Genomic DNA, 20038 nt, shown 5'->3' on the forward strand with positions numbered 1-20038 from the left:
TAATACGTATAAACAAGATTGGATGACCTGCTGTCAAGCGGGAAAACGAGGGAGCGTCGATGCAATTCGGGGACCACTTGAAATCACTGGGAATCTCCAACATCCGCGTGTTCGGCGACAGCATCACGGCCGGCTTGAACGCCAGCCAGCCGCATCTTGCCTGGCCTCCTCTGTTCGCAGCCGAGGTCGACGGCTTGCCGATCCAAAACCACGCGGTTCCAGGTACCGTGTTGCAGGGCTCACGCCTTGCGGATGGCAAGCCGCGGCCGGACAATGGGCTCGGCCGCTTCAAACGGGCTCTTTTGGCTGGGCCGCATCGCGATGCGATCCTGATCCTCTACGGCTACAACGACGCCCGCTATACGGCGGCGCCGGAGACCATGAATGTGCGGAATTTCACGCGCGACTATGCGCGGATGCTGGAAAAGCTGATCGAAGCCGGCCACGGCGAGCGGCTCGCAATCGGCAGCCCGCCTTACATCCCCGATGCCGGGTTTTTGGTCGGCAGCGCCGGCTTCATGGGCCAGACGCGAACCGGTTTCGAAGGTTATGTCGAGGTCGTGCGCATGCTGGCGCGACGCTTCTCACTCTTCTATGCACCTGTTTACGAGAGCATGAAAGCTCATGGCGACGGCGTCTTGGCCTCAGCTGATCAAATCCATCCGAGCGATGCCGGACATCGCGCGATCTCTGGTGCGTTCATGAATGCGCGTCGTTGAAAGGGCTTCAAGCAGAGGTAGCCCCACCGTCGGCCTCTCCGTCTCCGTCGTGTCAAGCAGATTGCATAGCGTCGACCGCAACATGGCCCCTCGTCGCCACAAGAACAGCCGAGGGCTCGATTGAAGAACACGCTCGCGGCTAACCAGTCCGTGCGTGGGCGGCGGCCCGATCAGTGTCGGCCGACATCCTCGGCACTTCATCTTGCGGAAGTCTCGCGCGCGGCCTCCCGGATCGTCTGCATCAGAATAGATAGCGGCAATGAGGGGATGGCATCCGTGCGCATCGTCAGACCCACAGGCCCTTTCGTTTCGCTCGTGTCGATCGGCAGGACCGCAAGCATGCCGTCTTCGATGTCGGCTGCCACAACGCCAGTCGAGATGATCCAGATTGCGTCGCTTGACCGCAGGAAGGCGCGGCCGAAAGAATCGGAAACCGTCTCGATCTGGTTCGGCAGGTTCGGTACGCCATTGGCGATTAGGAAACTTTCCACGAAAGGCCGGATGATCGAGGCCCGCGTGGGCATCAGCACTGTGTAATCCGCAAGCGCGCCAAAGGGCGACTGTTTGGTTTTCAGCAGCGGGTGGCCAGCCCGGACGGCAAACACCACCTGCTCGGAATAGAGATGCTCAAAGGAAAAGCCTGCCATCTTTTCCGCTCCTGCAAGGCGTCCGACGACAAGATCGAGGTCGCCGACCCGAAGCTGCTCCAAAAGCACCGCATTTTCCCCAGTCACGATCTTGATGCGGCTCCAGGTATTTTCTTTGAGGAATAGCTCTATCGCCTGCGGCATGACGCGCGTCGAAACCGTCGGAAGCGCGCCGATGCGGATCGGCGGAGCATCGCCCACCCGCTCCTGGGTGACGGAATCGAGCCCGTGGCGGAGCGCCGTCAGCGCCGCGCCCGCATGCTTCAGGAACACCTCACCGTACCGTGTGATCTTGATGCCGCGCCCGTCGCGCTCGAAAACCGCAACGCCAAGCACCTCTTCCAGTTCGCGGATCGTCTTTGTCACCGCAGGCTGGCTGACACGCAGGAGTTCAGCCGTCTTCATGACGCTTTTCTGTCGCGCAACCTCGACAAAGGTCTGTAGATGGCGAAACTTGATACGGCTGTCGATCATTGGTCACATAACCCACAAGTTATCGGAAAGCCACGAAATATCATTTTACCTAACCGAATTAAACATTCAATTTCGTGTCAGGAGGAAGTTCCGTGCAATTTGCCCGCGTCAACGATGTCACGATCCACTATCAAATCATTGGTGGCCCTGCCGACAAGCCGGTCATTGTCTTTGCCAATTCGCTCGGCACGGATTTCAGGATCTGGCGCGATGTGATCGTGCGGCTGGCAGGTGATTTTGCAATCGTGCTTTACGACAAGCGCGGGCATGGTCTTTCGGATGTCGGCCAGTTGCCGTATTCGATCGACGATCATGCCTCAGACCTGATCGGCCTCCTGGAGACGCTTGAGGTCGAGCGGGCCTTCATCTGCGGCCTTTCGGTCGGCGGGCTCATCGCGCAGTCGCTTTACCAGCAGCGCCCGGATCTCGTGCGCGGCCTCATCCTTTGCGATACGGCACATAAGATCGGCACCGCCGAAACATGGAACGCCCGCATCGAGGCGGTCGAAAACAACGGGATCGGCAGCATCGTCAATGCGGTGATGGAGCGTTGGTTCACGCCCGCCTTCCGCCGCCCGGAAAATCCGGCCTATGCCGGCTACTGCAACATGCTTGCCCGCCAGAACGTCGAAGGCTATGCGGCAACCTGCGGCGCCATCCGCGATGCCGATTTCACAAAGGCCGCAGGCAAGATTGCGGTTCCCACCATCTGCATTGTCGGCGATCAGGACGGTTCGACGCCACCGGACCTGGTGAGGTCCACCGCGCAGTTGATCCCGAACGCCCGGTTTGAAACGATCCGCGATGCCGGTCACATCCCCTGCGTCGAACAACCGGAGGCGCTTACCGCCGTCATCCGCGCCTTCATCGATTTCGCCTTGCATGGAGAACTAAGCCCATGAATGAAGCCTCAATCCCGTCCGAACGATACCGGCAGGGCATGGCGACCCGCCGCGCGATCCTCGGCCACGACCACGTCGATCGCGCCGAAGCAGGCTCGACGGCTTTCGACAAACCGTTTCAGGACCTGATTACGGAGGCTGCCTGGGGGCATGTCTGGTCGCGCCCAACCTTCACGAAACGCGAGCGCTCGATCGTAACGATCGCGCTTCTGGCAGCCCTGGGCCAGGATGACGAGACTGCGATGCATGTTCGCGCTACGGCCAATACCGGCGCCAGCCGCGAGGATGTTTGCGAAGCGCTTTTGCACGTGGCGATCTATGCGGGTGTTCCGGCTGCCAATCACGCGATCAAAATCGCCAAACAGGTTTTCGAGCAGATGGACGCCGAAAAGACAGCCTGAGAGGAAGAGATGTCCGATATTTCGAACCGCAAGCCGGAAACCGGCGCCTTCTTCGCCCGCGACCGCGCCTGGCATCCACCGGCCTATGCGCCCGGCTACAAGACCTCGGTGCTGCGTTCCCCACAACGCGCGTTACTGTCGCTCGACGGCACGATTTCAGAGATTACCGGGCCGGTCTTTGGCCATTCGATCATCGGTGAACTCGACAATGACCTGATCCACAACTTCGCCCGCCCCGGCGAGAGCGCCATCGGCGAGCGCATTATCGTTCACGGACGGGTGCTTGACGAGCGTGACCGGCCAGTCTCGGGCGCGCTGGTCGAATTCTGGCAGGCCAACGCCGGCGGGCGTTATCGCCACAAGAAAGAAACCTATCTCGCGGCCATCGATCCGAATTTCGGCGGCTGCGGGCGCTGCATCACCGACGAATATGGGCAATACTCCTTCCGCACCATTCGCCCCGGCGCCTATCCGTGGCCGAACGGCGTCAACGACTGGCGCCCGGCGCACATCCACTTCTCGATCTTCGGCCACGGCTTTGCTCAGCGGCTGATCACGCAGATGTATTTCGAAGGCGACCCGATGATCTGGAAATGTCCGATCGTCGGCACGATCCCGGACAAGGCTGCAATCGAGCAGCTGATTGCAGCGCTCGACTGGGGCAACACCATCCCCATGGACGCGCGCGCCTACAAGTTCGATATCGTTCTGCGCGGCCGCCGCTCGACCCTGTTCGAAAACCGGCTGGAGGGCAACTGATCATGCAGGAACTCGGCTATCTCAAGGAAACCCCGTCGCAAACGGCAGGTCCCTATGTCCATATCGGCCTGACGCCGAATTTCTGTGATATCGGCGGCGTTTACGCACAAGACCTCGGCAGCGCGATGGTCAACGAAAAGACCCTCGGCGAGCGCATCACCGTGACGGGCCACATCTATGATGGAACAGGCGCGCCCGTGCGTGACGCGGTCGTCGAAATCTGGCAGGCCGACAGCGCCGGGCTTTACAACAGCCCATCGGAAATGCGCGGCGCGGCCGACCAGAATTTTGCCGGTTGGGGCCGCTGCCCGACCAGCGCCGAAGATGGCGTCTATAGATTCGAAACCGTCAAGCCTGGCTGCGTGCCCTTCAAGGACGGCCGCACGATGGCGCCGCACATCTCTTTCTGGATCGTTGCGCGCGGTATCAATATCGGGCTCCACACCCGCATGTACTTTCCGGAGGAAGCAGACGCCAACAACGCCGATCCGCTGCTTGCCCGTGTCGAACTCGGCGAGCGCATTGCAACAATGATCGCGACCCGGGACGGCGCAACCTATACGTTTGATATCCGCCTTCAGGGGGAGAAGGAAACGGTATTTCTCGACATTTGATCAGCAGGTAAGATAAGGCGCTTTTCCCTTCAATGCAGGGCGCTTCCTGCTGGAAGCCGATGCCGCCGGCACCCCGTTTACAATCATAGAGAGCTGCGCGCGTGTCGAAACGACGATAGGCGGGTTGTTAAAAATGCTGCACCGCAGTAAGACTTTTGACGGGCTGAACCTTGATGGTGGAAACATGCAGAAAACATTCGGGCACGTCCTGACGGCACACAAGGGTCTTGGTCCAGGTTTTGACTTCCTCAGAATTGCCCTGGCTTTTTCAATCGTATTGGCACATTCATTTTTGCTGACCGGAAATGACGCTTTTTTCCGTTCGAGCCCGTTGTGGTTTGCCGAATACGCACTGGTTCCGATGTTCTTCGCTCTCAGCGGGTTTCTGATCGCCGGCAGCGCTCAGCGCCTCAGCCTGAAGAACTTTCTCTTGAACCGCGGACTGCGCATCGTTCCTGCTCTTGCGGTCGATATCGTCGTCTGCGCGCTCATCATCGGCCCGCTGGTGACGACCGTCGCTTTGCATGACTATTTTCTCGGCGCCGACTTCTACAAGTATTTTCTCAACATCATCGGCTGGATTCATTACAGCCTGCCGAGTGTATTTGAGCAAAACCCGACGCATCGGGTCAACGGAGCTCTGTGGACCGTGCCATGGGAAATCTTCTGCTACATCATCATGTCTGCGCTCATGATCACCTCGATCATCAAGTCATGGCAGAAGCTGGCACTTTTGACCGGTGGCTTTATCCTGAGCGGGCTTATCGTCCAGTCCTTCGGACATCTGCTGCCCTATCGCGTAAACCTGGTTTTGAGCACGCTGTTCGTCAGCCGCGGCGCACAGCTGGTATTTGCGTTTCTGCTCGGCATCTTGGCCTATCAATTGCGGGATTTCATTCCGCATAAAAAATCACTGTTCTTGGCCAGCATGGCGGTTTGCGTCCTGGCGATGCTGACCTTGAGCAGCCCCTCCATCGAGAGCGTGCCAAACAGACTGCTCGTAATCCCAGCGCTCGTCTATATCACGGTATTTGTCGGTCTGACGCCGGTGCCCCTGCCCTCCGTCTTTCACAAGGGCGACTATTCTTATGGCGTCTATCTTTATCACGACCCCTTTCTTCAGATTTTGATCAGTCTGGCGCCGGGCCTTTTCCTGATCCCGAATACCGGCGCGCTCGCGCTCTATGCTATCGGCATCTGCGCCGCGATGGGCATCGCTGTCTTTTCCTGGCATATGATCGAGAAGCCGATCCTGGGCATGCGAAAGAAATTCTCGTTCGTTGCAAAGGCGCGAGGTGTCGACGAGAATGCGGATATAAAGATCCTGCCCGTCGAGAAACCGGTAAAGGCATAGTTGGCAAAGGGGCGGACATCCCGCGCCATCTCTGCCGGCATCTTTACAGCCGGTGCGGTTCTGCAACGGCAAGCTGGCGGCAGAAGTAGGCAAAATCAATGAGAGGTCACGTGACCGCATCCGCCTTCGACCACCCATTCCTCAGCGGCCTTTTCGGAGACGATGAGATTTCGGCCCATCTTTCGGCGGATGCCGACATCCGCGCTATGCTCTCCTTCGAGGCTGCACTTGCCAAGGCCGAAGGCGCCCATGGCCTGATCCCACAAAGGGCAGCAAGCCGCATTGCCGAAGCTTGTCGAGGTTTCACTGCCGACATCGCGGGCCTCAAGGTTGCGACCGCCACAGACGGCGTCGTCGTTCCCGATCTCGTCACGCAACTGCGCAGGTCAGTGGGCGGCGAGGCGGCCCAGTATGTCCATTTCGGGGCGACCAGCCAGGACGCGATCGATACCAGCCTGATGATTAGGCTAAAGGCGATCGTCTTTCTTTTTTCCGGCCGGCTCGATGCCATTGTTCGCGCTCTCGACGCGCTCGATCGCCAGTTCGGCCAGAACAGTCTGATGGGCCATACCCGCATGCAGGCGGCAATCCCGATTGCCGTTTCCGATCGTCTGCGGACATGGCGAGCCCCGCTTGAAGGTTATCACGGCCGGCTAGGGGTACAGAAGTTTCCCATCCAGTTCGGTGGCGCGGCCGGGACGCTGGACAGGCTGGGCGGCAAGGCTGCCGACATCCGCGCGTCACTCGCCCAGGAACTTGGACTGACTGACGAGCCTCAATGGCAAAACCAGCGCGCACCAATCGCCGACCTTGCCAACCTCTTTTCGCTGATCACCGGCAGCCTGGGGAAGATGGGCCAGGACATCGCCCTTCTGGCGCAGGCGGGTGGAGAGATCGAACTTGCTGGCGGCGGAAGATCGTCAGCCATGGTGCACAAGCAGAACCCGGTCGGTGCCGAAACGCTTGTCACATTTTCCCGCTTCAACGCCGCCCAACTTTCGGCCATCCACCAAGCGCTTGTTCACGAACAGGAACGTTCGGGTGCCGCCTGGACACTTGAATGGCTCGTGCTGCCGCAGATGGTCATGGCGACCGCCGGCGCCCTGCGGCTTGCGCGCGAGCTGACCGGCAATATCCTCCGCCTCGGGGGCTCGTAGACGAGCTTCCTTCCTCACCCTTCATGTCAGCCTCAGGCAGATGCTTAACATAATGCATCAGTTATGAATTACCGTATTTATTTCATTTTACATTACCGTTTCGCATGACACACTGACGTGAAATTTAGCTGCGCGCTAACCCGGCGGTGGAGTCCGCCGGGTATAAAGGGAGAGGAAAGATGAGACAGCTGGTTCTGGCCGCTGCGGCGGCAATCGTCATGGGTACCGCCGCCTATGCCGACACCATCAAGGTCGGGGTCGTTGGGCCGTTTTCGGGTCCGTTCGCGCTGCAAGGCAAGAACTTCAAGGCCGGGATCGACGCCTATATGGCAACGAATGGCGCCAAGATCGGCGACAATACCGTCGAAGTCATCTATCGCGACCTGCCGGCCGCCGATCCGGCCAAGTCCAAGGCGCTTGCCCAGGAACTCGTCGTCAAGGAGAAAGTCCAGTATCTGGCCGGGTTCTATTTCACGCCTGACGCAATGGCCGTCACGCCCATCCTGAAACAGGCCAATACGCCGCTCGTGATCATGAACGCCGCAACCTCTGCCATCGTCACCAAGAGCCCTCTGGTCGTTCGTACATCCTTCACCCTTTGGCAAACTTCCATGCCAATCGCCAAGGTCGCGTTCGACAAAGGCATTAAGAAGGTCATCTCGGTTGTCAGCGACTACGGTCCGGGGGTCGACGCTGAAAACGCCTTCAAGGCGGGCTTCGAAAAGCAAGGCGGGGAAATCGTCGAAGCGATCCGTATGCCACTTGCCACCAACGATTTCAGCCCGATCATGCAGCGCATTAAGGATTCGGGTGCTGAGGGCGTCTTTGCATTCCTGCCGTCCGGTCCGCCGACGCTTGGCTTCGTGAAATCCTATAGCGAGAATGGCCTGAAAGCCGCCGGCATCCAACTCTTTGCGACCGGTGACCTGACGCAGGAATCCGACCTTCCGGCGCTCGGCGACGCCGCTCTCGGCATTTTGACGACATACCACTACGCGGTTTCGCATGACTCGCCCGAAAACAAGGCCTTCGTTGCAGCCGCCGGCAAGGCACTCGGCAATCCGGCCGAACTCACCTTCCCGGCCGTCGGGGCCTATGACGGCATGCACGTCATCTACAAGATGATCGAGGCAACTGGCGGCAAGCAGGATGCTGAAAAAGCTGTCGAAGCCGTAAAGGGCCTTTCCTGGATGAGCCCGCGCGGCCCCGTTTCCATCGATCCCGAAAGCCGCCACATCACAGAAAATATCTATCTGCGCGAAGTCGCCAAGGATGCGGACGGCAAATACATCAACAAGGAAATCCAGACATTTGAAAAGCAGGGGGATCCAGGTCTGGCGGCGACAAAGTAAGGAGCAAGGCTTTCTTAAAAGGCGATCGCCCGGACCACCCATCAGCCCATCCCGTTGTCGACGAAAGGGCATATGGCGCAAACCGCAAGTCTCTTCTCCCGGCAGGGGAGAAGGTTCCGGCAGGTGGATGGGGCGAGACGGCGCCCTCAACGACGCAGAGCGGGCTTCAGCACCTGCTGAGAAAAGGAACACACGAGCCTCATGCAGACTGTCTTCAGCATTGCCGTCGACGCGCTTGCCTATGGCATGGTGCTGTTCGTGATCTCGATCGGCCTTTCGGTCACCATGGGCCTGATGCGGGTCGTCAACCTTGCCCACGGTGCCTTCGCCATGATCGGCGGGTACATTGCCTCCTATGCAACGCGCGATCTTGGCCATGGCTACGGCATCGCAGTTCTTGTCGCCGTCACTGGAACCATCGTCATCGCCATTCCGGTCGAACGCTTCCTCTACCGGCGCATCTACGGCGCGCCGGAACTGACCCAGGTTCTGATGACGATCGGCATCACCTTCTGCATCATCGGCATAGCCAACTACGTCATGGGGCCGACGCTGAAGACAATCCCATTGCCAGACGGCCTGCAGGGCTCCGCCGATCTAGGCTTTCGCACCATTCCGGTGCACCGGCTTTTTGCCATCTTCTGCGGCCTCGCGGTAGCGGGCGCCCTTTGGTACACGATCGAAAAGACAAGTTTCGGTGTAAAACTGCGCGCATCCGTTGATAATGCCGCCATGGCCGCCGCGCTTGGGGTGCGCACGGAGATCATCTATGCACTGAGCTTCGCAGTCGCCGTCGGCCTGGCCGCCTTTGGCGGCGTGGTCGGCGCGGAGCTCTTGCCGGTCGAGCCCTATTATGCGCTGCGCTACATGGTGACTTTCCTCGTCGTTGTCTCGGTCGGCGGCGCAGGCTCGATTCCCGGCGCACTGATCGCCTGCCTGGTTCTTGGCGGCATCGACACCACGGGCCGCTACCTGATGCCGGAATACGGGGAATTCTTCTTCTATCTCGCCGTCATTGCAATCATCTGCGTTTTTCCGCGCGGCTTTGCCGGAAGGGTGAAGTAGGATGACGCTCGCCATGAACACGCAAACCACGACAGCAGTACCCATCCGGCGCAATCGCTTTTTCGTCCGCGATACAGCCGGCATTGCCGCAATCGTCGCGCTCGCCAGCATCGGCTATTTACTCTTTCCGGATAACCTTGCGCTGCTGACGCGCGTCATCGCAATCGCATTGCTCGTTCTCTCGCTTGATCTCGTCACCGGATATTGCGGCGTGGCGACGCTCGGCCATGCAGCACTCTTCGGCTCCGGCGCCTATGCGGCGGGCATCGTCTCGGCCCATTACGGCATCACCGATCCTCTTTTGATGACGCTTGCCGGTATCACCGGTGGCGCTGCTGCAGGCCTCGTCTGCGGCATCGTCATCCTGCGTGCCCACGGACTGCCGCAGCTTGTCCTTTCGATCGCGCTCATCAACCTCTTCCACGAATTCGCCAACAAGGCATCATCCTGGACCGGCGGCAGCGATGGCCTATCCGGCATCTCGGCCGATCCAATCTTCGGCACCTTCGAGTTCGATCTCTACGGCCATACCGCCTATGTTTTCGGGGTGATCCTGCTGCTTGTCGTTTTCATTCTGCTCCGCCTTGTGGTGCGTTCGCCCTTTGGCATGCTCTGCCGCGGGATCAAGGAAGATGCCTTGCGCATCCGGGCCATGGGCGCCTCGCCGAAAGCGGCGCTGATGAAGATGTATGTGATTTCAGGCGCCGTCGCCGGTGTCGGTGGAGCCCTCAATGCCATCTCCACACAGGTGGTCGGCCTCGACAGCCTCTCCTTCACGCTTTCGGCCGAAAGCCTCGTGATGCTCGTTCTCGGCGGCACCGGCTCGCTCTTCGGTGCGCTCTCCGGCACCGTCATCTTCATGCTCTTTGAAGATTATGTCTCGGCTGCAAACCCGTTCCACTGGCTGACGATGGTCGGCGCGTTACTGGTCGCTGTCGTCCTCTTCGCACCGAAGGGCCTTTATGGGACCGCAACTGCCTTTTTCGTCCGCCGGAAGGAGACTGCGCAATGAGCCCCGTCTTCGAAGTCGTCAAGCTCAGGAAATCCTTCGGTGGCCTCGTGGTGACCAACGATGTATCGATCTCGGTGGCAGCAGGTGACCGCGTCGCGCTCATCGGCCCGAACGGCGCTGGCAAGACCACTTTCGTCAATCTCGTCACTGGCAACCTTTCGCCGGACGCCGGCGATGTCCGCCTCGGTGGCGAGACCGTGACGAGAATTGGTGCAGCGGGCCGCGTCAGGCGCGGCCTCGTCCGTTCCTTCCAGGTCACACGGCTCTTCCAGGAAATGACGCCGGCCGAACACGTCGCGCTCGCGATCCTGCAGCGTGACGGACTCACTGGCCGGATGTTCGGCAACTTTCTCGCGATGCCGGATCTCATGGCAGAAGTCACCGATCTGCTCGGCACACTCGGCCTTGGCGATCTCATGTGCCGCAGGGTCAGTGAAATTGCTTATGGACAGCAGCGTCTCCTCGAGATTGCCGTCGCCATGGCACTGAAACCGAAGGTGCTGTTGCTTGATGAACCTGCTGCCGGCGTGCCGCAAAGCGATACCGCCCGGATCGAGCAGGCGCTCGCCGATCTGCCGGCCGATCTCGCGGTGTTGATGATCGAGCACGATATGGACCTCGTGTTCCGCTTCGCCAGGCGTGTCATCGTGCTTGCGGCGGGCACCATCATTTTCGACGGCTCGCCGGTCGAGGTCACCAAGGATGCCCGCGTGCGCGAGGCTTATCTCGGGAGCTATGCCAATGCCAGCCACGCCGCTTGAGGTCGACAATCTCTCCGCTGGCTATGGACCGACGCGGGTTCTCGAAAACGTTTCATTCGCCGTGCCCGCAGGCGCCCGCCTTGCCATCCTTGGCCGCAACGGAATGGGCAAGACAACCTTGCTTGCGACGCTTGCCGGACAGACCAGGCGTTATGACGGCCGCATCCGCCTCGGCTCCGCAGACCTCACCGCCATGGCCAGCTCAGCTCGCGCCCGTCAAGGGCTCGGTTATGTGCCGCAGGCGCGCTGCATCTTCCCGACGCTGACGGTTGAGGAAAACCTCTTCGTCGGTCTCAAAGGACGGCCGAAGACGGCGCTCGAAGAGGCGTACGCGATGTTTCCACGTCTGAAGGAGCGCCGCCGCAATCTCGGCGGCCAACTCTCCGGCGGCGAGCAGCAGATGTTGTCGACTGCCCGCACGATTCTCGGCCGCCCCTCCGTTCTGCTGCTTGACGAACCCCTGGAAGGTCTCGCACCCATCATCTGCGAAGAGTTGATGGCCGCGTTTTCCGAACTCGCCAAGACCGGCGACATGACGATCCTGCTTGTTGAACAACGCATCCAGAGTGCGCTCGACTTCGCCGATCAGGTCATCATCCTCGAACGGGGGCGCCTTGCCTGGACCGGCACGCCCGAAGCGCTGTCGACGGATCACGCCGCCGTGGAACGTCTGCTCGGGGTCGGCGGGCTGCACTAGGTCACGTGGCGTGGCGCCTCGTCATTCGTGATGTCGAAAGCCGCGTCATAGGTGACCGTGCCGGACGGCATTTCACCGCTGAAGCACAATGCCTGAAAATATTCGGCCGGAACACCTGCAAGCCTGAGGCGAGCATCCGCCTTGAAGCCGAACCGGCCGTAATATTTGGGATAGCCAAGCAGGACGCATCCCTGGGCGCCGAGTTTGCGGATGGCTGCAAGTCCATCCTTCACCAGACCAGTACCGATCCCCTCGCCTTGCCTTTCGGGTGTTACCGCGATTGGTCCGAGGCCGTACCAGCCCAAATCCCTCCCATTGATCATCACCGGTGAGAACGCGATATGGCCGACGATACGGCCTTCATCTTCGGCAACGAGCGTGGCGGAAAGCGCTCTGTTCCCGCGCAGGGCATCGATAATTGCCGCTTCCGTCTGGCTGCTGTAGGCCTTGCCGGCAAACGCCGTGCTGACCAGCGCGCGGATCGCCGGGATATCGGCTTTTGTCTCGTTGCGGATGCGCATGATGAACCTCCATTGCAGTGCCGCACATAACAGACCGGAGCGCCTTGCGTCAAAACGATGCTTGCATCGACCCAAGGACTCCTCTTCAATCGGGCACCGCAATAAAGGAGCCCCGCTTGTCTTTCCCCTTATTCGACCTCACCGGCCGCCGAGCGCTTGTTACCGGCTCCAGCCAGGGCATCGGTCATGCGCTGGCCCTTGGCCTTGCAGAACACGGCGCTTCCCTGGTCATCAATGGCCGCAGTGCCGAGAAGGCGGCAGTTGCAGCAGAGACGATCAGGGCAAGGGGATTGCATGCGCTGAGTGCCGCCTTCGACGTGACCGATGCTGCCGCCGCGCGCGATGGCGTCGCCTATATCGAAAGCGAGATCGGCCCGGTCGACATCCTCGTCAACAATGCCGGAATGCAGTTTCGAACGCCGCTGGAATCTTTCCCGATCGAAAAGTGGGATGAACTGCTTAAGACCAATGTCTCAAGCATTTTCTATGTCAGCCAGCCCGTGGCGCAGGCGATGATTGGGCGCGGCAGGGGCAAGATCATCAACATCGCCTCTGTCCAGGCTGAACTCGCCCGGCCGGGCATTGCTCCTTATACGGCGACCAAGGGTGCGGTCAGAAATCTCACCCGCGGCATGGCGACCGACTGGGCAAAGTACGGCCTGCAGGTGAATGCGATCGCCCCCGGCTATTTCAAAACGCCGCTCAACCAGGCGCTGGTGGACGATCCGAAATTCTCGGCCTGGCTGGAGACGCGCACACCTGCAGGCCGATGGGGCAATGTCGAGGAACTGGTCGGCGCGGCGGTCTTTCTCGCTTCGGACGCTTCCTCTTTCGTCAACGGCCATATGCTGATGGTCGATGGCGGCATCGCCGCCAGCCTCTAGTATTGCCGGCTGCGCGAACGCAACCGGCAAGATTCCGTGGATCTGCCAATAGGACGGCCTTGCAATAGTTTGATCTCAATCTTGTGACATTCAATCCGACGAAGATGGGCTAGAAAAAGCGGAGAATTGTATTTTCGCCCCGGAAGAGCCACCTAATAGAACAGGAGATGTCCGCCGGCTTTCAGACTCCGGCATTTCCGTTTACGCAAAGCAAACCATATCCGGCTGCTTTCGGACCAACTCCTGCTGCCTTAGGAAAATCTACTCCTTCTGCTGCTAGCGATTGGGAGAATAGGCAAGATAGAGGCACCCCCGAGGAATTCCGCACTTCGCATCAGGGTTAAACTATGATTACGATAGCGCTGTGCGGGAGCCCGATTTTGAAGAACCATGAGTAACGATCAGTTTCAGGTAAAATTTTGGGGCGTTCGCGGCAGCATCCCGGTATCGGGCCCCGAATTCGATCACTACGGCGGCAACACCACCTGCATCGAACTGCGCTGCGGCGGCCACCGGTTGATCTTCGACGCAGGCTCCGGGCTGCGCGAGGCCGGGCTTGCGATGCTCAACGAAGGCGTCACGCAGGTCGATCTGTTCTTCAGCCACTGTCACTACGACCACATCATTGGATTGCCCTTCTTCAAGGCGATTTACTATCCCTCGATCAATGTCAACATCTGGTCCGGCCATCTCGACGGCAAGATGAGCACCAAGGATATGGTCGATCAGTTCATCAGCCCGCCCTGGTTTCCGGTAAAGACCGATATCTGCCAGGCGACGATGAACTTCCGCGATTTCCATGCCGGCGACATGCTTTCTCCGCGCGAGGGTGTGCGCATTAAGACCTACAAACTGAACCATCCAGGCGGGGCGATCGGCTATCGCATCGAGTGGGGCGGCCGGATCGTCGCGCTTGTATTCGACGTCGAGCATATCCCCGGCACTTATGACCCGGTGTCTCTGGAATTGATGAAGGATGCGGATCTGGCGATCTACGACTGCACCTACAACGAAGACGAGATGCAGCGCTTCAAGGGCTTTGGCCATTCGACCTGGCAGCACGGCATCGAATTGGCCAAAATGGCAGGAACGAAACGCTTCGCGCTCTTCCATCACGCGCCTTCGCGCACGGACGAGCAGCTTGGCCAGATGGAAAAGAATGCCCAGGCAGCATTCCCCGGCGCCTTCGCCGCGCGTGACAATCAGGTCGTCGACATCTGATCTTTCAGCAGCTCAGCTGCCGGTTTCCATGAAATCGCCTGATGACTGTTGGCCTCCGAGAGAAATGCCTCGGTAAATCTCCACGCCGTCTCGTCATGCGCGAGGTGATGGGTCAGCAAACCGACCGGCTCGTTTCGGCCTTCGAAGCGGTCCTGCAGTTCTCCCACAAGTTCGCTTACAATTTCGTCATGCGGTCGGCCGACGCGCGGCCCCTTTCCGTCCGCTCGCCGTCCCATGATATCGATATGGGTGTTGAGGAGCGGGATCGCCGCCCCCGCAGTCGCCCGGCCGAACGTCGACATGCATTCGAAACCAAGTGCCGGGAGCTTGGGAACAAGGCTGCCGTCGATGCGGTTCCATGGCGGCACCAGCATGGGAATGAACCTGGCCGGATGCAGCCGGTGCAGCGTCAGGAAGCCATCATAAAGTTCGCCAAGCACGGCCTCCGCCGGCCGGTGTCCGCCAAGTTCCTGCTTTTTTTCTTGCGGCGGCGCATAATTCTCGTGCGACCAGCCATGCACGGCTACGCTGACCCCGCTCGCACCCGAAAGCCGTTGAGAAAGTGCTGGACCGGTCGTTGCCGGGATGACGGCAACGGTCACCGGGATCTTATGCGCGCTTGAAAGGCCGAGCAATCTGTCGAGCGCCGCCGTCGGCTCGATCGCATCGTCATCGCGCCACCAGAAGCGGGCCACCCTTCCAGCCTCCCGCCAGCGCGCGAGTTCCTCACGGAGGGGTTTCCAGGTCGAACTGCCGCTCATGGTTCAACTCCTGCGTATCGTTTCAGTATTCTGTCGAGGTCCAGGGCAGCGATCTCCAGCGATCGCTCCTCCAGCACGAAGTGCCGCGCCGCCGCGCCCATTTCCTGGCGTCGCGCCGGATCGTCCAGCAGGCGGCCGGTGGCGGCGGCAAAGGCGTCGATATCGCCATCTGCCGTCAATATGCCTGTCACCCCATCTTCAATGACCGCTGGCACGCCCGCTGTTCGCTGCGCCACCACAGGCAGGCCGGCCGCCTGCCCCTCGAGATAGGCAAGGCCATAGGCTTCACCGCAACCGGGCCAGACATAGATTCCCGATCGAGCGAGCAGACTTGCGACGTCTGACGCACTTCGTTCGCCCAGCCAATCGATGCGGGCGGGCGCGAAATCCGAAAACAGCGCCTCGACTTGCGCCCGCATCGGGCCATCGCCGATGATGCCGAGCGTCCAGGCCTTGTCTTCGATCACGCGCAGTGCCGCAGCCAGCACCTTATAGCTCGCCATCTTGTCGCCGGCGCGCATCATGGCGACCGTCACGAGCCGTTTCGAATCCGGCCGCAGATCGATGTTTTTGATCGATGCCGTGTCGATGAACGGCTTGATTGAAGCAAGACGGGCCTCGGGAACAGCCTGCCCGATCCCTGCCCCGTCGCGTTCCGTGAGCACGATGTTGACCGCCGCCTGCCGGATTGCCGCCGCAACCGTCGCCTGCGCCGATGCCCAGCCGGTGGCGTCGCGTTTGCGGGAATAGGACGCCTCGGCAGTGACGTAGGGAATGCCGAATTCGGCCGCAAGCACGGGTCCGAAAGGATCCGGCGATTTGTAGTACGGGTGATAGCAGAACCACAGATGCGGTTTTGGTCCACGGCGCCACGCGCTTTTTAGCCGGAAAAGCTCCGCCTGCCGCTCGCCTTCAAGCATAGTTGCCGCCTCGGGAGTTGGCGCAAAATTGCGGAACTCGGAGGCGATCTCGACCGAATGACCGGAACGATGCAGCGCCTCGACAAGCAGCCGTGCCATCAGGCGGTCGCCGGATGGTGTCGGATGGTTTGGGGATTTCAGCGGCGCGTAAAATGCAATCCGCATCAGGACGCTCCATTGAGAAAGCGCTTTATTGCGCCGCCCATCCAGCCTATCGCAAAAATTACCGCTATTGTCCGTTTCCTTAAAAGTTACTGATAAACATATGGAATGTGATCGTGGCTGGAGAAGATGGCATTTCGCTTTCACCTCAACATCTCTAGAGCATGATCCTCGAAGCTGTGAAACGGTTTTCCGCAGGTCACGCTCCAGCGTCTCGAACTGGTGGCGGATTCAGATTTAGGAAAAGACGATCTAAAGTTAACCGACTTTCGGCATATGCAGGTGAACGTCAAGAACGGAAATGAATGGCAACCATCGCGGACACAGGCATTTTTTCGGAGCGCAACATCCGGCGCGCCCGGCTCGGCTCAGGCCTTGTCATGTTCACTTTCGTGGTCCTCCACCTGTCGAACCATGCACTCGGCCTCATTTCCGTCGCTGCTGCCGATGACGGCCGCCGGCTGTTTGTCGCCCTCTGGCGAAATCCGCTCGGCACGCTGATCTTCTACAGCGCGATCTTCATTCACATCGCGCTGGTGCTTCGCTCGCTATACATGCGTCGCAGCCTGGTCATGCCAAACGGTGAAATGGCCCAGATCGTGCTCGGCCTCGCCATCCCGCTGCTCTTGATCGATCATGTGATCGGAACCCGTATCGTCCATGAACTTTACAGATATGCCGACAACTACGAAACGGTCGTTCGCCAGCTGTGGATCCTCTCCTTCGGCAACGGCATCCGGCAGGCAGTCGCGCTTATCGTCGTCTGGATCCACGGCTGCATCGGCCTGCATTTCTGGCTGCGCTACCGGCCTTGGTACGACGGTCTTGCACCGCTGCTTCTGGCGCTTGCCATCCTGCTGCCCGTGCTTTCGCTGCTCGGCTTTATCGAGATGGGCCGCACGATCGCCGAGCCGGACTATGAGGGTCTTGTCGACACCGGGCGCTATCAGGAAAACCTGAATACCCGCTATTATTCCGACCCGCACGCCCAGCGGCAGATCGCGATGATACGCGCCGGGCTCTATGGCAGCTTCTCGCTGGCGCTTCTGTCCGTCGTCGCCGCGCGCACCCGCCGCAAGTGGAAGGAGCGCACTGACCAGATTGCCGTGCACTATCCGGGGGGTGAGACGATCAAGGTGCCACGCGGTTTTACGGTGCTGGAGGCGAGCCGTCTCGGCGGGCTGCCCCATTACTCGGTCTGCGGCGGCAAGGGACAGTGCTCCACCTGCCGGGTTCAGATCCTCGGCGATTACCAACGCCTGCCGCAACCTGATCAACTGGAGCAGAAGACGCTCGAGCGCATCAATGCGGCGCCGGACGTGCGTCTCGCCTGTCAGCTGCGCCCGGACCATGACATCACCGTCGCGCCACTTCTGATCCCGGCGACCGAAACGGCCCTTCCTGCCAACACGCAGGAAACAAGTCCTGGCCGGGAGCGTGAAATTGCCGTGCTTTTCTGCGATATTCGCAATTTCACGAGTCTGACGGAAACCCGATTGCCTTTCGACATCGTTTTCCTGCTCAACCGCTACTTCGCCCTCGTCGGCAAGGCAGTGGAACAAGCCGGCGGACGGATAGACAAGTTCATCGGCGACGGCGCCATGGCCCTTTTTGGCATCGGCACTTCGCCCGGCGAGGCCTGCCGCCAGGCGCTGAAAGCAGCCGAAACGATCACGTCGGAAATTGAAAAACTCGGCGCCGAACTCGCCGATGAACTGACGATACCGCTTCAGATCGCGATCGGCATTCATTTTGGACCGGCCGTCGTCGGGACGATGGGGTACGGCAGGGTGCGAAATCTCACCGCCGTCGGCGACACGGTAAACGTTGCCAGCCGCCTTGAAAACGCCGCCAAGGAGTTCGGTGCAGCGCTCGTCATTTCCGAGCCTGTGGCCGATCTGTCGGGCGCCGATATGCGCGGCATCGAAAGCCGCGACATCAGCGTGCGCGGCCGGGCGCTGCCTTTGAAAGTCTATGTGATCCACAAGGAACGGGCGGGTGGGCCGCTCAATGGGAAAGCCTGATGGCCGTTGACGCGTTGGGATCAAAAAAATACTGGCGAAAGCGCCTGCGCAGAGCGCGGAACGCCGTGGCAAGCCGCTTCTTCGACACGCGCTTCGGCCGGCGGTTGCTCATCGAGAACATCGGCCCGCGGGTCGTTTCCATGACCGTTGATGCCGGCGATCATCTGATGACCTTTTCGCCATCCGACTATATCGGCCGCAAAGTCTTCCGGAAGGGGCATTTCGAGCGCGGGAACGTCGATCGGCTCCTGGCGGTGCTGCGCGAGCGCGGCCTTTTGCGAAAGGACGGCGTGCTGCTCGAGCTTGGCGGCAATATCGGCACGCAGACGGTCTATTTCGCGCTGAGCAACGCTTATTCGCGCATCGTCAGCGTCGAACCTGATCCTCGCAATTTCCGGCTGCTGCAAACCAACATTGGCCAGAACCGGCTGGAGGAGACGGTCACGCTCGTCAACTGCGCCGCAGGCGAGACTGCAGGGGAGATCGACTTCTTTCTCAACGCAACGAACCATGGAAAGAGCAGCGCCATTCGACGGAGTTCATCGGATATGAAGGTGAGCGTCCCGGTAAAGCCGGTGAGCGACATCCTCCGCGAGGCAGGTCTCAATCCGGACGACGTCAGCCTCGTCTGGATGGACATCGAAGGCTACGAGCCTGTCGCCTGCCGCTCCATGGCTCCGCTGATGTCGCGGCGCGTGCTGCTCTACATGGAATTCACACCCATTTTCTACGGCCTTGAACAGACCCGCGATTTCGTAACGATGCTTGCCGGCTGCTATGAGGATTGCGTCGTCTTCTTCGAGGAGGGCGAGCAGGAAATGAAGGTCCGCGACCTGCCAGGCGGCATTGATCAGTACGACGTCCTCTTGCTGCCCTGATCCCTCGCTTGCGGCCCCCCGGCGTGCACATGCATGGCAAGGGATAGATGGCAGTTGACGCCAGCAAGGACGGCCGAAGCCGACGCAAGCGTGGCGTTATGCGTCCGCTTGCCGCATCGCTGGCGGCAATGACGTCTTTGACCGTCGTCTCCTGCTTGCCATCGGTGCGGATGACCGGACCGAAGGCGCCTCATCAAATGCACAACCGAGCCGCGCAGGAAGTGGGCTCTTGGCCTACGGCACGGGAAACCTGCGCACCTAAGCAGGCTTATATCCTCCGGTAGAGAAAATACCGTCCTTCCTTGATGCCGTCAGGCAGCGGCAGCGGCTCAAGCTCCGGCCAATCGAGCGGCAGACCGCTGACGGCGACGCCGCCCCTTGTCAGAACGCCGGCCACCAGCTGCGGCAGCCAGGTCAGCGTTATTGCATCGATCTCGTCATGGCCCGTCCCGATATCGGCATGGGCAAGTGCTGCACCGATACCGATGAAGGCTTGGCCGCTTTCGCGGATATCGCCCGTCACCATGTCGTTGGCAGGCGGGGTCGAGGCCGAATAGGAATGCACCTCGCGATCGAATGCGATTATGCGGCGGGTCGGGAAGTGCTCGCGCAAATGATCATAGGTCCGGCCATTTCCAAGGCCGAATTCCAAAACCGGACCTTCTGTCTCCTTCACCAGATCACAGATGGAATTGAGGATGTCGCGCTGAGCCGTCAAACGGCGGATGAAGCTGTCGAGGCGGCTCATCTATG

Annotated in this window: 21 protein-coding genes and 1 pseudogene; 16 read left to right on the plus strand and 6 right to left on the minus strand. The window is 60.1% G+C overall.

The annotated features are described in order from the left end of the window. Positions 1-59: 59 nt before the first annotated feature. Positions 60-719, plus strand: coding sequence for an SGNH/GDSL hydrolase family protein (locus ISN39_RS28600; RefSeq protein WP_194731380.1), 660 nt, complete (start codon positions 60-62; stop codon positions 717-719). A 197-nt stretch (positions 720-916) separates the two neighbouring features. On the opposite strand, the gene pcaQ is transcribed toward ISN39_RS28600, so the two are convergent. After that, positions 917-1840 (minus strand): pca operon transcription factor PcaQ, encoded by a 924-nt coding sequence (gene pcaQ / locus ISN39_RS28605; protein WP_194731381.1) that lies wholly within the window; start codon positions 1838-1840, stop codon positions 917-919. A 92-nt stretch (positions 1841-1932) separates the two neighbouring features. Here pcaQ and pcaD point away from each other — a divergent pair, with 92 nt between their 5' ends. The 11 genes from pcaD (at position 1933) to ISN39_RS28660 (ending at position 11914) form a co-directional block, all read left to right on the plus strand. Beyond that, positions 1933-2742, plus strand: coding sequence for a 3-oxoadipate enol-lactonase (gene pcaD / locus ISN39_RS28610; RefSeq protein ID WP_194731382.1), 810 nt, complete (start codon positions 1933-1935; stop codon positions 2740-2742). After that, the gene (gene pcaC, locus ISN39_RS28615; protein ID WP_074071596.1) at positions 2739-3143 is read left to right on the plus strand and encodes a 4-carboxymuconolactone decarboxylase; all 405 of its coding nucleotides are present in this window, start codon (positions 2739-2741) and stop codon (positions 3141-3143) included. Before pcaD ends, pcaC begins: the two co-directional genes overlap by 4 nt. 9 nt (positions 3144-3152) lie before the next feature. After that, positions 3153-3902, plus strand: coding sequence for a protocatechuate 3,4-dioxygenase subunit beta (gene pcaH / locus ISN39_RS28620; RefSeq protein ID WP_194731383.1), 750 nt, complete (start codon positions 3153-3155; stop codon positions 3900-3902). Positions 3903-3904: 2 nt separating this feature from the next. Then, entirely contained in the window at positions 3905-4516 is a 612-nt protein-coding gene (gene pcaG / locus ISN39_RS28625; RefSeq protein ID WP_074071594.1) for a protocatechuate 3,4-dioxygenase subunit alpha, read from the plus strand. A gap of 184 nt (positions 4517-4700) precedes the next feature. Continuing rightward, entirely contained in the window at positions 4701-5870 is a 1170-nt protein-coding gene (locus ISN39_RS28630) for an acyltransferase (RefSeq protein WP_194731384.1), read from the plus strand. A 110-nt stretch (positions 5871-5980) separates the two neighbouring features. Then, a complete protein-coding gene (locus tag ISN39_RS28635; RefSeq protein WP_194731385.1) occupies positions 5981-7027 on the plus strand; it encodes a 3-carboxy-cis,cis-muconate cycloisomerase in 1047 nt (348 codons plus the stop codon). Positions 7028-7206: 179 nt separating this feature from the next. Beyond that, complete coding sequence (locus ISN39_RS28640; RefSeq protein WP_194731386.1) at positions 7207-8379, plus strand: ABC transporter substrate-binding protein; 1173 nt, start codon at positions 7207-7209, stop codon at positions 8377-8379. Between the two features lie 201 nt (positions 8380-8580). Beyond that, positions 8581-9444 (plus strand): branched-chain amino acid ABC transporter permease, encoded by an 864-nt coding sequence (locus tag ISN39_RS28645; RefSeq protein WP_194731387.1) that lies wholly within the window; start codon positions 8581-8583, stop codon positions 9442-9444. A gap of 1 nt (position 9445) precedes the next feature. After that, complete coding sequence (locus ISN39_RS28650; RefSeq protein WP_194731388.1) at positions 9446-10456, plus strand: branched-chain amino acid ABC transporter permease; 1011 nt, start codon at positions 9446-9448, stop codon at positions 10454-10456. Next, complete coding sequence (locus tag ISN39_RS28655) at positions 10453-11217, plus strand: ABC transporter ATP-binding protein (RefSeq protein ID WP_074071591.1); 765 nt, start codon at positions 10453-10455, stop codon at positions 11215-11217. Before ISN39_RS28650 ends, ISN39_RS28655 begins: the two co-directional genes overlap by 4 nt. Then, positions 11198-11914, plus strand: a complete 717-nt coding sequence (locus ISN39_RS28660) for an ABC transporter ATP-binding protein (RefSeq protein WP_194731389.1) — start codon at positions 11198-11200, stop codon at positions 11912-11914. Before ISN39_RS28655 ends, ISN39_RS28660 begins: the two co-directional genes overlap by 20 nt. Here ISN39_RS28660 and ISN39_RS28665 read toward each other — a convergent pair. After that, positions 11911-12435: an N-acetyltransferase gene (locus tag ISN39_RS28665; RefSeq protein ID WP_194731390.1), complete on the minus strand. Its 525-nt coding sequence runs from the start codon at positions 12433-12435 to the stop codon at positions 11911-11913. The genes ISN39_RS28660 and ISN39_RS28665 overlap by 4 nt on opposite strands. 116 nt (positions 12436-12551) lie before the next feature. On the opposite strand from ISN39_RS28665, the gene ISN39_RS28670 reads away from it, so the two are divergent. Together ISN39_RS28670 and ISN39_RS28675 are read left to right on the plus strand one after the other, a co-directional pair. Next, the gene (locus tag ISN39_RS28670; RefSeq protein ID WP_194731391.1) at positions 12552-13319 is read left to right on the plus strand and encodes an SDR family oxidoreductase; all 768 of its coding nucleotides are present in this window, start codon (positions 12552-12554) and stop codon (positions 13317-13319) included. 390 nt (positions 13320-13709) lie between these two features. Then, positions 13710-14540 carry an MBL fold metallo-hydrolase gene (locus ISN39_RS28675; protein ID WP_074071588.1) on the plus strand — a complete coding sequence of 277 codons (831 nt, stop codon included), beginning with the start codon at positions 13710-13712 and terminating at the stop codon, positions 14538-14540. Here the strand turns inward: ISN39_RS28675 and ISN39_RS28680 are convergent. Continuing rightward, positions 14522-15301 (minus strand): polysaccharide deacetylase family protein, encoded by a 780-nt coding sequence (locus ISN39_RS28680; protein WP_194731392.1) that lies wholly within the window; start codon positions 15299-15301, stop codon positions 14522-14524. The genes ISN39_RS28675 and ISN39_RS28680 overlap by 19 nt on opposite strands. Then, positions 15298-16386: a glycosyltransferase family 4 protein gene (locus ISN39_RS28685; RefSeq protein ID WP_194731393.1), complete on the minus strand. Its 1089-nt coding sequence runs from the start codon at positions 16384-16386 to the stop codon at positions 15298-15300. Before ISN39_RS28685 ends, ISN39_RS28680 begins: the two co-directional genes overlap by 4 nt. 302 nt (positions 16387-16688) lie before the next feature. Here ISN39_RS28685 and ISN39_RS28690 point away from each other — a divergent pair, with 302 nt between their 5' ends. Continuing rightward, the gene (locus ISN39_RS28690) at positions 16689-18407 is read left to right on the plus strand and encodes an adenylate/guanylate cyclase domain-containing protein (RefSeq protein WP_074071585.1); all 1719 of its coding nucleotides are present in this window, start codon (positions 16689-16691) and stop codon (positions 18405-18407) included. After that, a complete protein-coding gene (locus tag ISN39_RS28695; RefSeq protein ID WP_194731394.1) occupies positions 18407-19285 on the plus strand; it encodes an FkbM family methyltransferase in 879 nt (292 codons plus the stop codon). Before ISN39_RS28690 ends, ISN39_RS28695 begins: the two co-directional genes overlap by 1 nt. Here ISN39_RS28695 and ISN39_RS38015 read toward each other — a convergent pair. Together ISN39_RS38015 and ISN39_RS28700 are read right to left on the minus strand one after the other, a co-directional pair. Beyond that, positions 19258-19513 (minus strand): annotated as a pseudogene (locus tag ISN39_RS38015) (hypothetical protein); the annotation flags it as partial. The gene ISN39_RS28695 and the pseudogene ISN39_RS38015 sit on opposite strands and share 28 nt — an antisense overlap. 40 nt (positions 19514-19553) lie before the next feature. After that, positions 19554-20033: a class I SAM-dependent methyltransferase gene (locus ISN39_RS28700; protein ID WP_074071583.1), complete on the minus strand. Its 480-nt coding sequence runs from the start codon at positions 20031-20033 to the stop codon at positions 19554-19556. Positions 20034-20038: the final 5 nt, after the last annotated feature.

Source organism: Rhizobium sp. 007, from assembly GCF_015353075.1.
Lineage (GTDB): Bacteria > Pseudomonadota > Alphaproteobacteria > Rhizobiales > Rhizobiaceae > Rhizobium.

Coding starts and splice junctions, on each gene's coding strand:
- ISN39_RS28600 (WP_194731380.1), top strand. CDS start 60: ATGCAATTCGGGGACCACTTGAAATCACTGGGAATCTCCAACATCCGC.
- pcaQ (WP_194731381.1), bottom strand. CDS start 1,840: ATGATCGACAGCCGTATCAAGTTTCGCCATCTACAGACCTTTGTCGAG.
- pcaC (WP_074071596.1), top strand. CDS start 2,739: ATGAATGAAGCCTCAATCCCGTCCGAACGATACCGGCAGGGCATGGCG.
- pcaH (WP_194731383.1), top strand. CDS start 3,153: ATGTCCGATATTTCGAACCGCAAGCCGGAAACCGGCGCCTTCTTCGCC.
- pcaG (WP_074071594.1), top strand. CDS start 3,905: ATGCAGGAACTCGGCTATCTCAAGGAAACCCCGTCGCAAACGGCAGGT.
- ISN39_RS28630 (WP_194731384.1), top strand. CDS start 4,701: ATGCAGAAAACATTCGGGCACGTCCTGACGGCACACAAGGGTCTTGGT.
- ISN39_RS28640 (WP_194731386.1), top strand. CDS start 7,207: ATGAGACAGCTGGTTCTGGCCGCTGCGGCGGCAATCGTCATGGGTACC.
- ISN39_RS28645 (WP_194731387.1), top strand. CDS start 8,581: ATGCAGACTGTCTTCAGCATTGCCGTCGACGCGCTTGCCTATGGCATG.
- ISN39_RS28650 (WP_194731388.1), top strand. CDS start 9,446: ATGACGCTCGCCATGAACACGCAAACCACGACAGCAGTACCCATCCGG.
- ISN39_RS28655 (WP_074071591.1), top strand. CDS start 10,453: ATGAGCCCCGTCTTCGAAGTCGTCAAGCTCAGGAAATCCTTCGGTGGC.
- ISN39_RS28660 (WP_194731389.1), top strand. CDS start 11,198: ATGCCAGCCACGCCGCTTGAGGTCGACAATCTCTCCGCTGGCTATGGA.
- ISN39_RS28665 (WP_194731390.1), bottom strand. CDS start 12,435: ATGCGCATCCGCAACGAGACAAAAGCCGATATCCCGGCGATCCGCGCG.
- ISN39_RS28675 (WP_074071588.1), top strand. CDS start 13,710: ATGAGTAACGATCAGTTTCAGGTAAAATTTTGGGGCGTTCGCGGCAGC.
- ISN39_RS28680 (WP_194731392.1), bottom strand. CDS start 15,301: ATGAGCGGCAGTTCGACCTGGAAACCCCTCCGTGAGGAACTCGCGCGC.
- ISN39_RS28685 (WP_194731393.1), bottom strand. CDS start 16,386: ATGCGGATTGCATTTTACGCGCCGCTGAAATCCCCAAACCATCCGACA.
- ISN39_RS28690 (WP_074071585.1), top strand. CDS start 16,689: ATGGCAACCATCGCGGACACAGGCATTTTTTCGGAGCGCAACATCCGG.
- ISN39_RS28695 (WP_194731394.1), top strand. CDS start 18,407: ATGGCCGTTGACGCGTTGGGATCAAAAAAATACTGGCGAAAGCGCCTG.
- ISN39_RS28700 (WP_074071583.1), bottom strand. CDS start 20,033: ATGAGCCGCCTCGACAGCTTCATCCGCCGTTTGACGGCTCAGCGCGAC.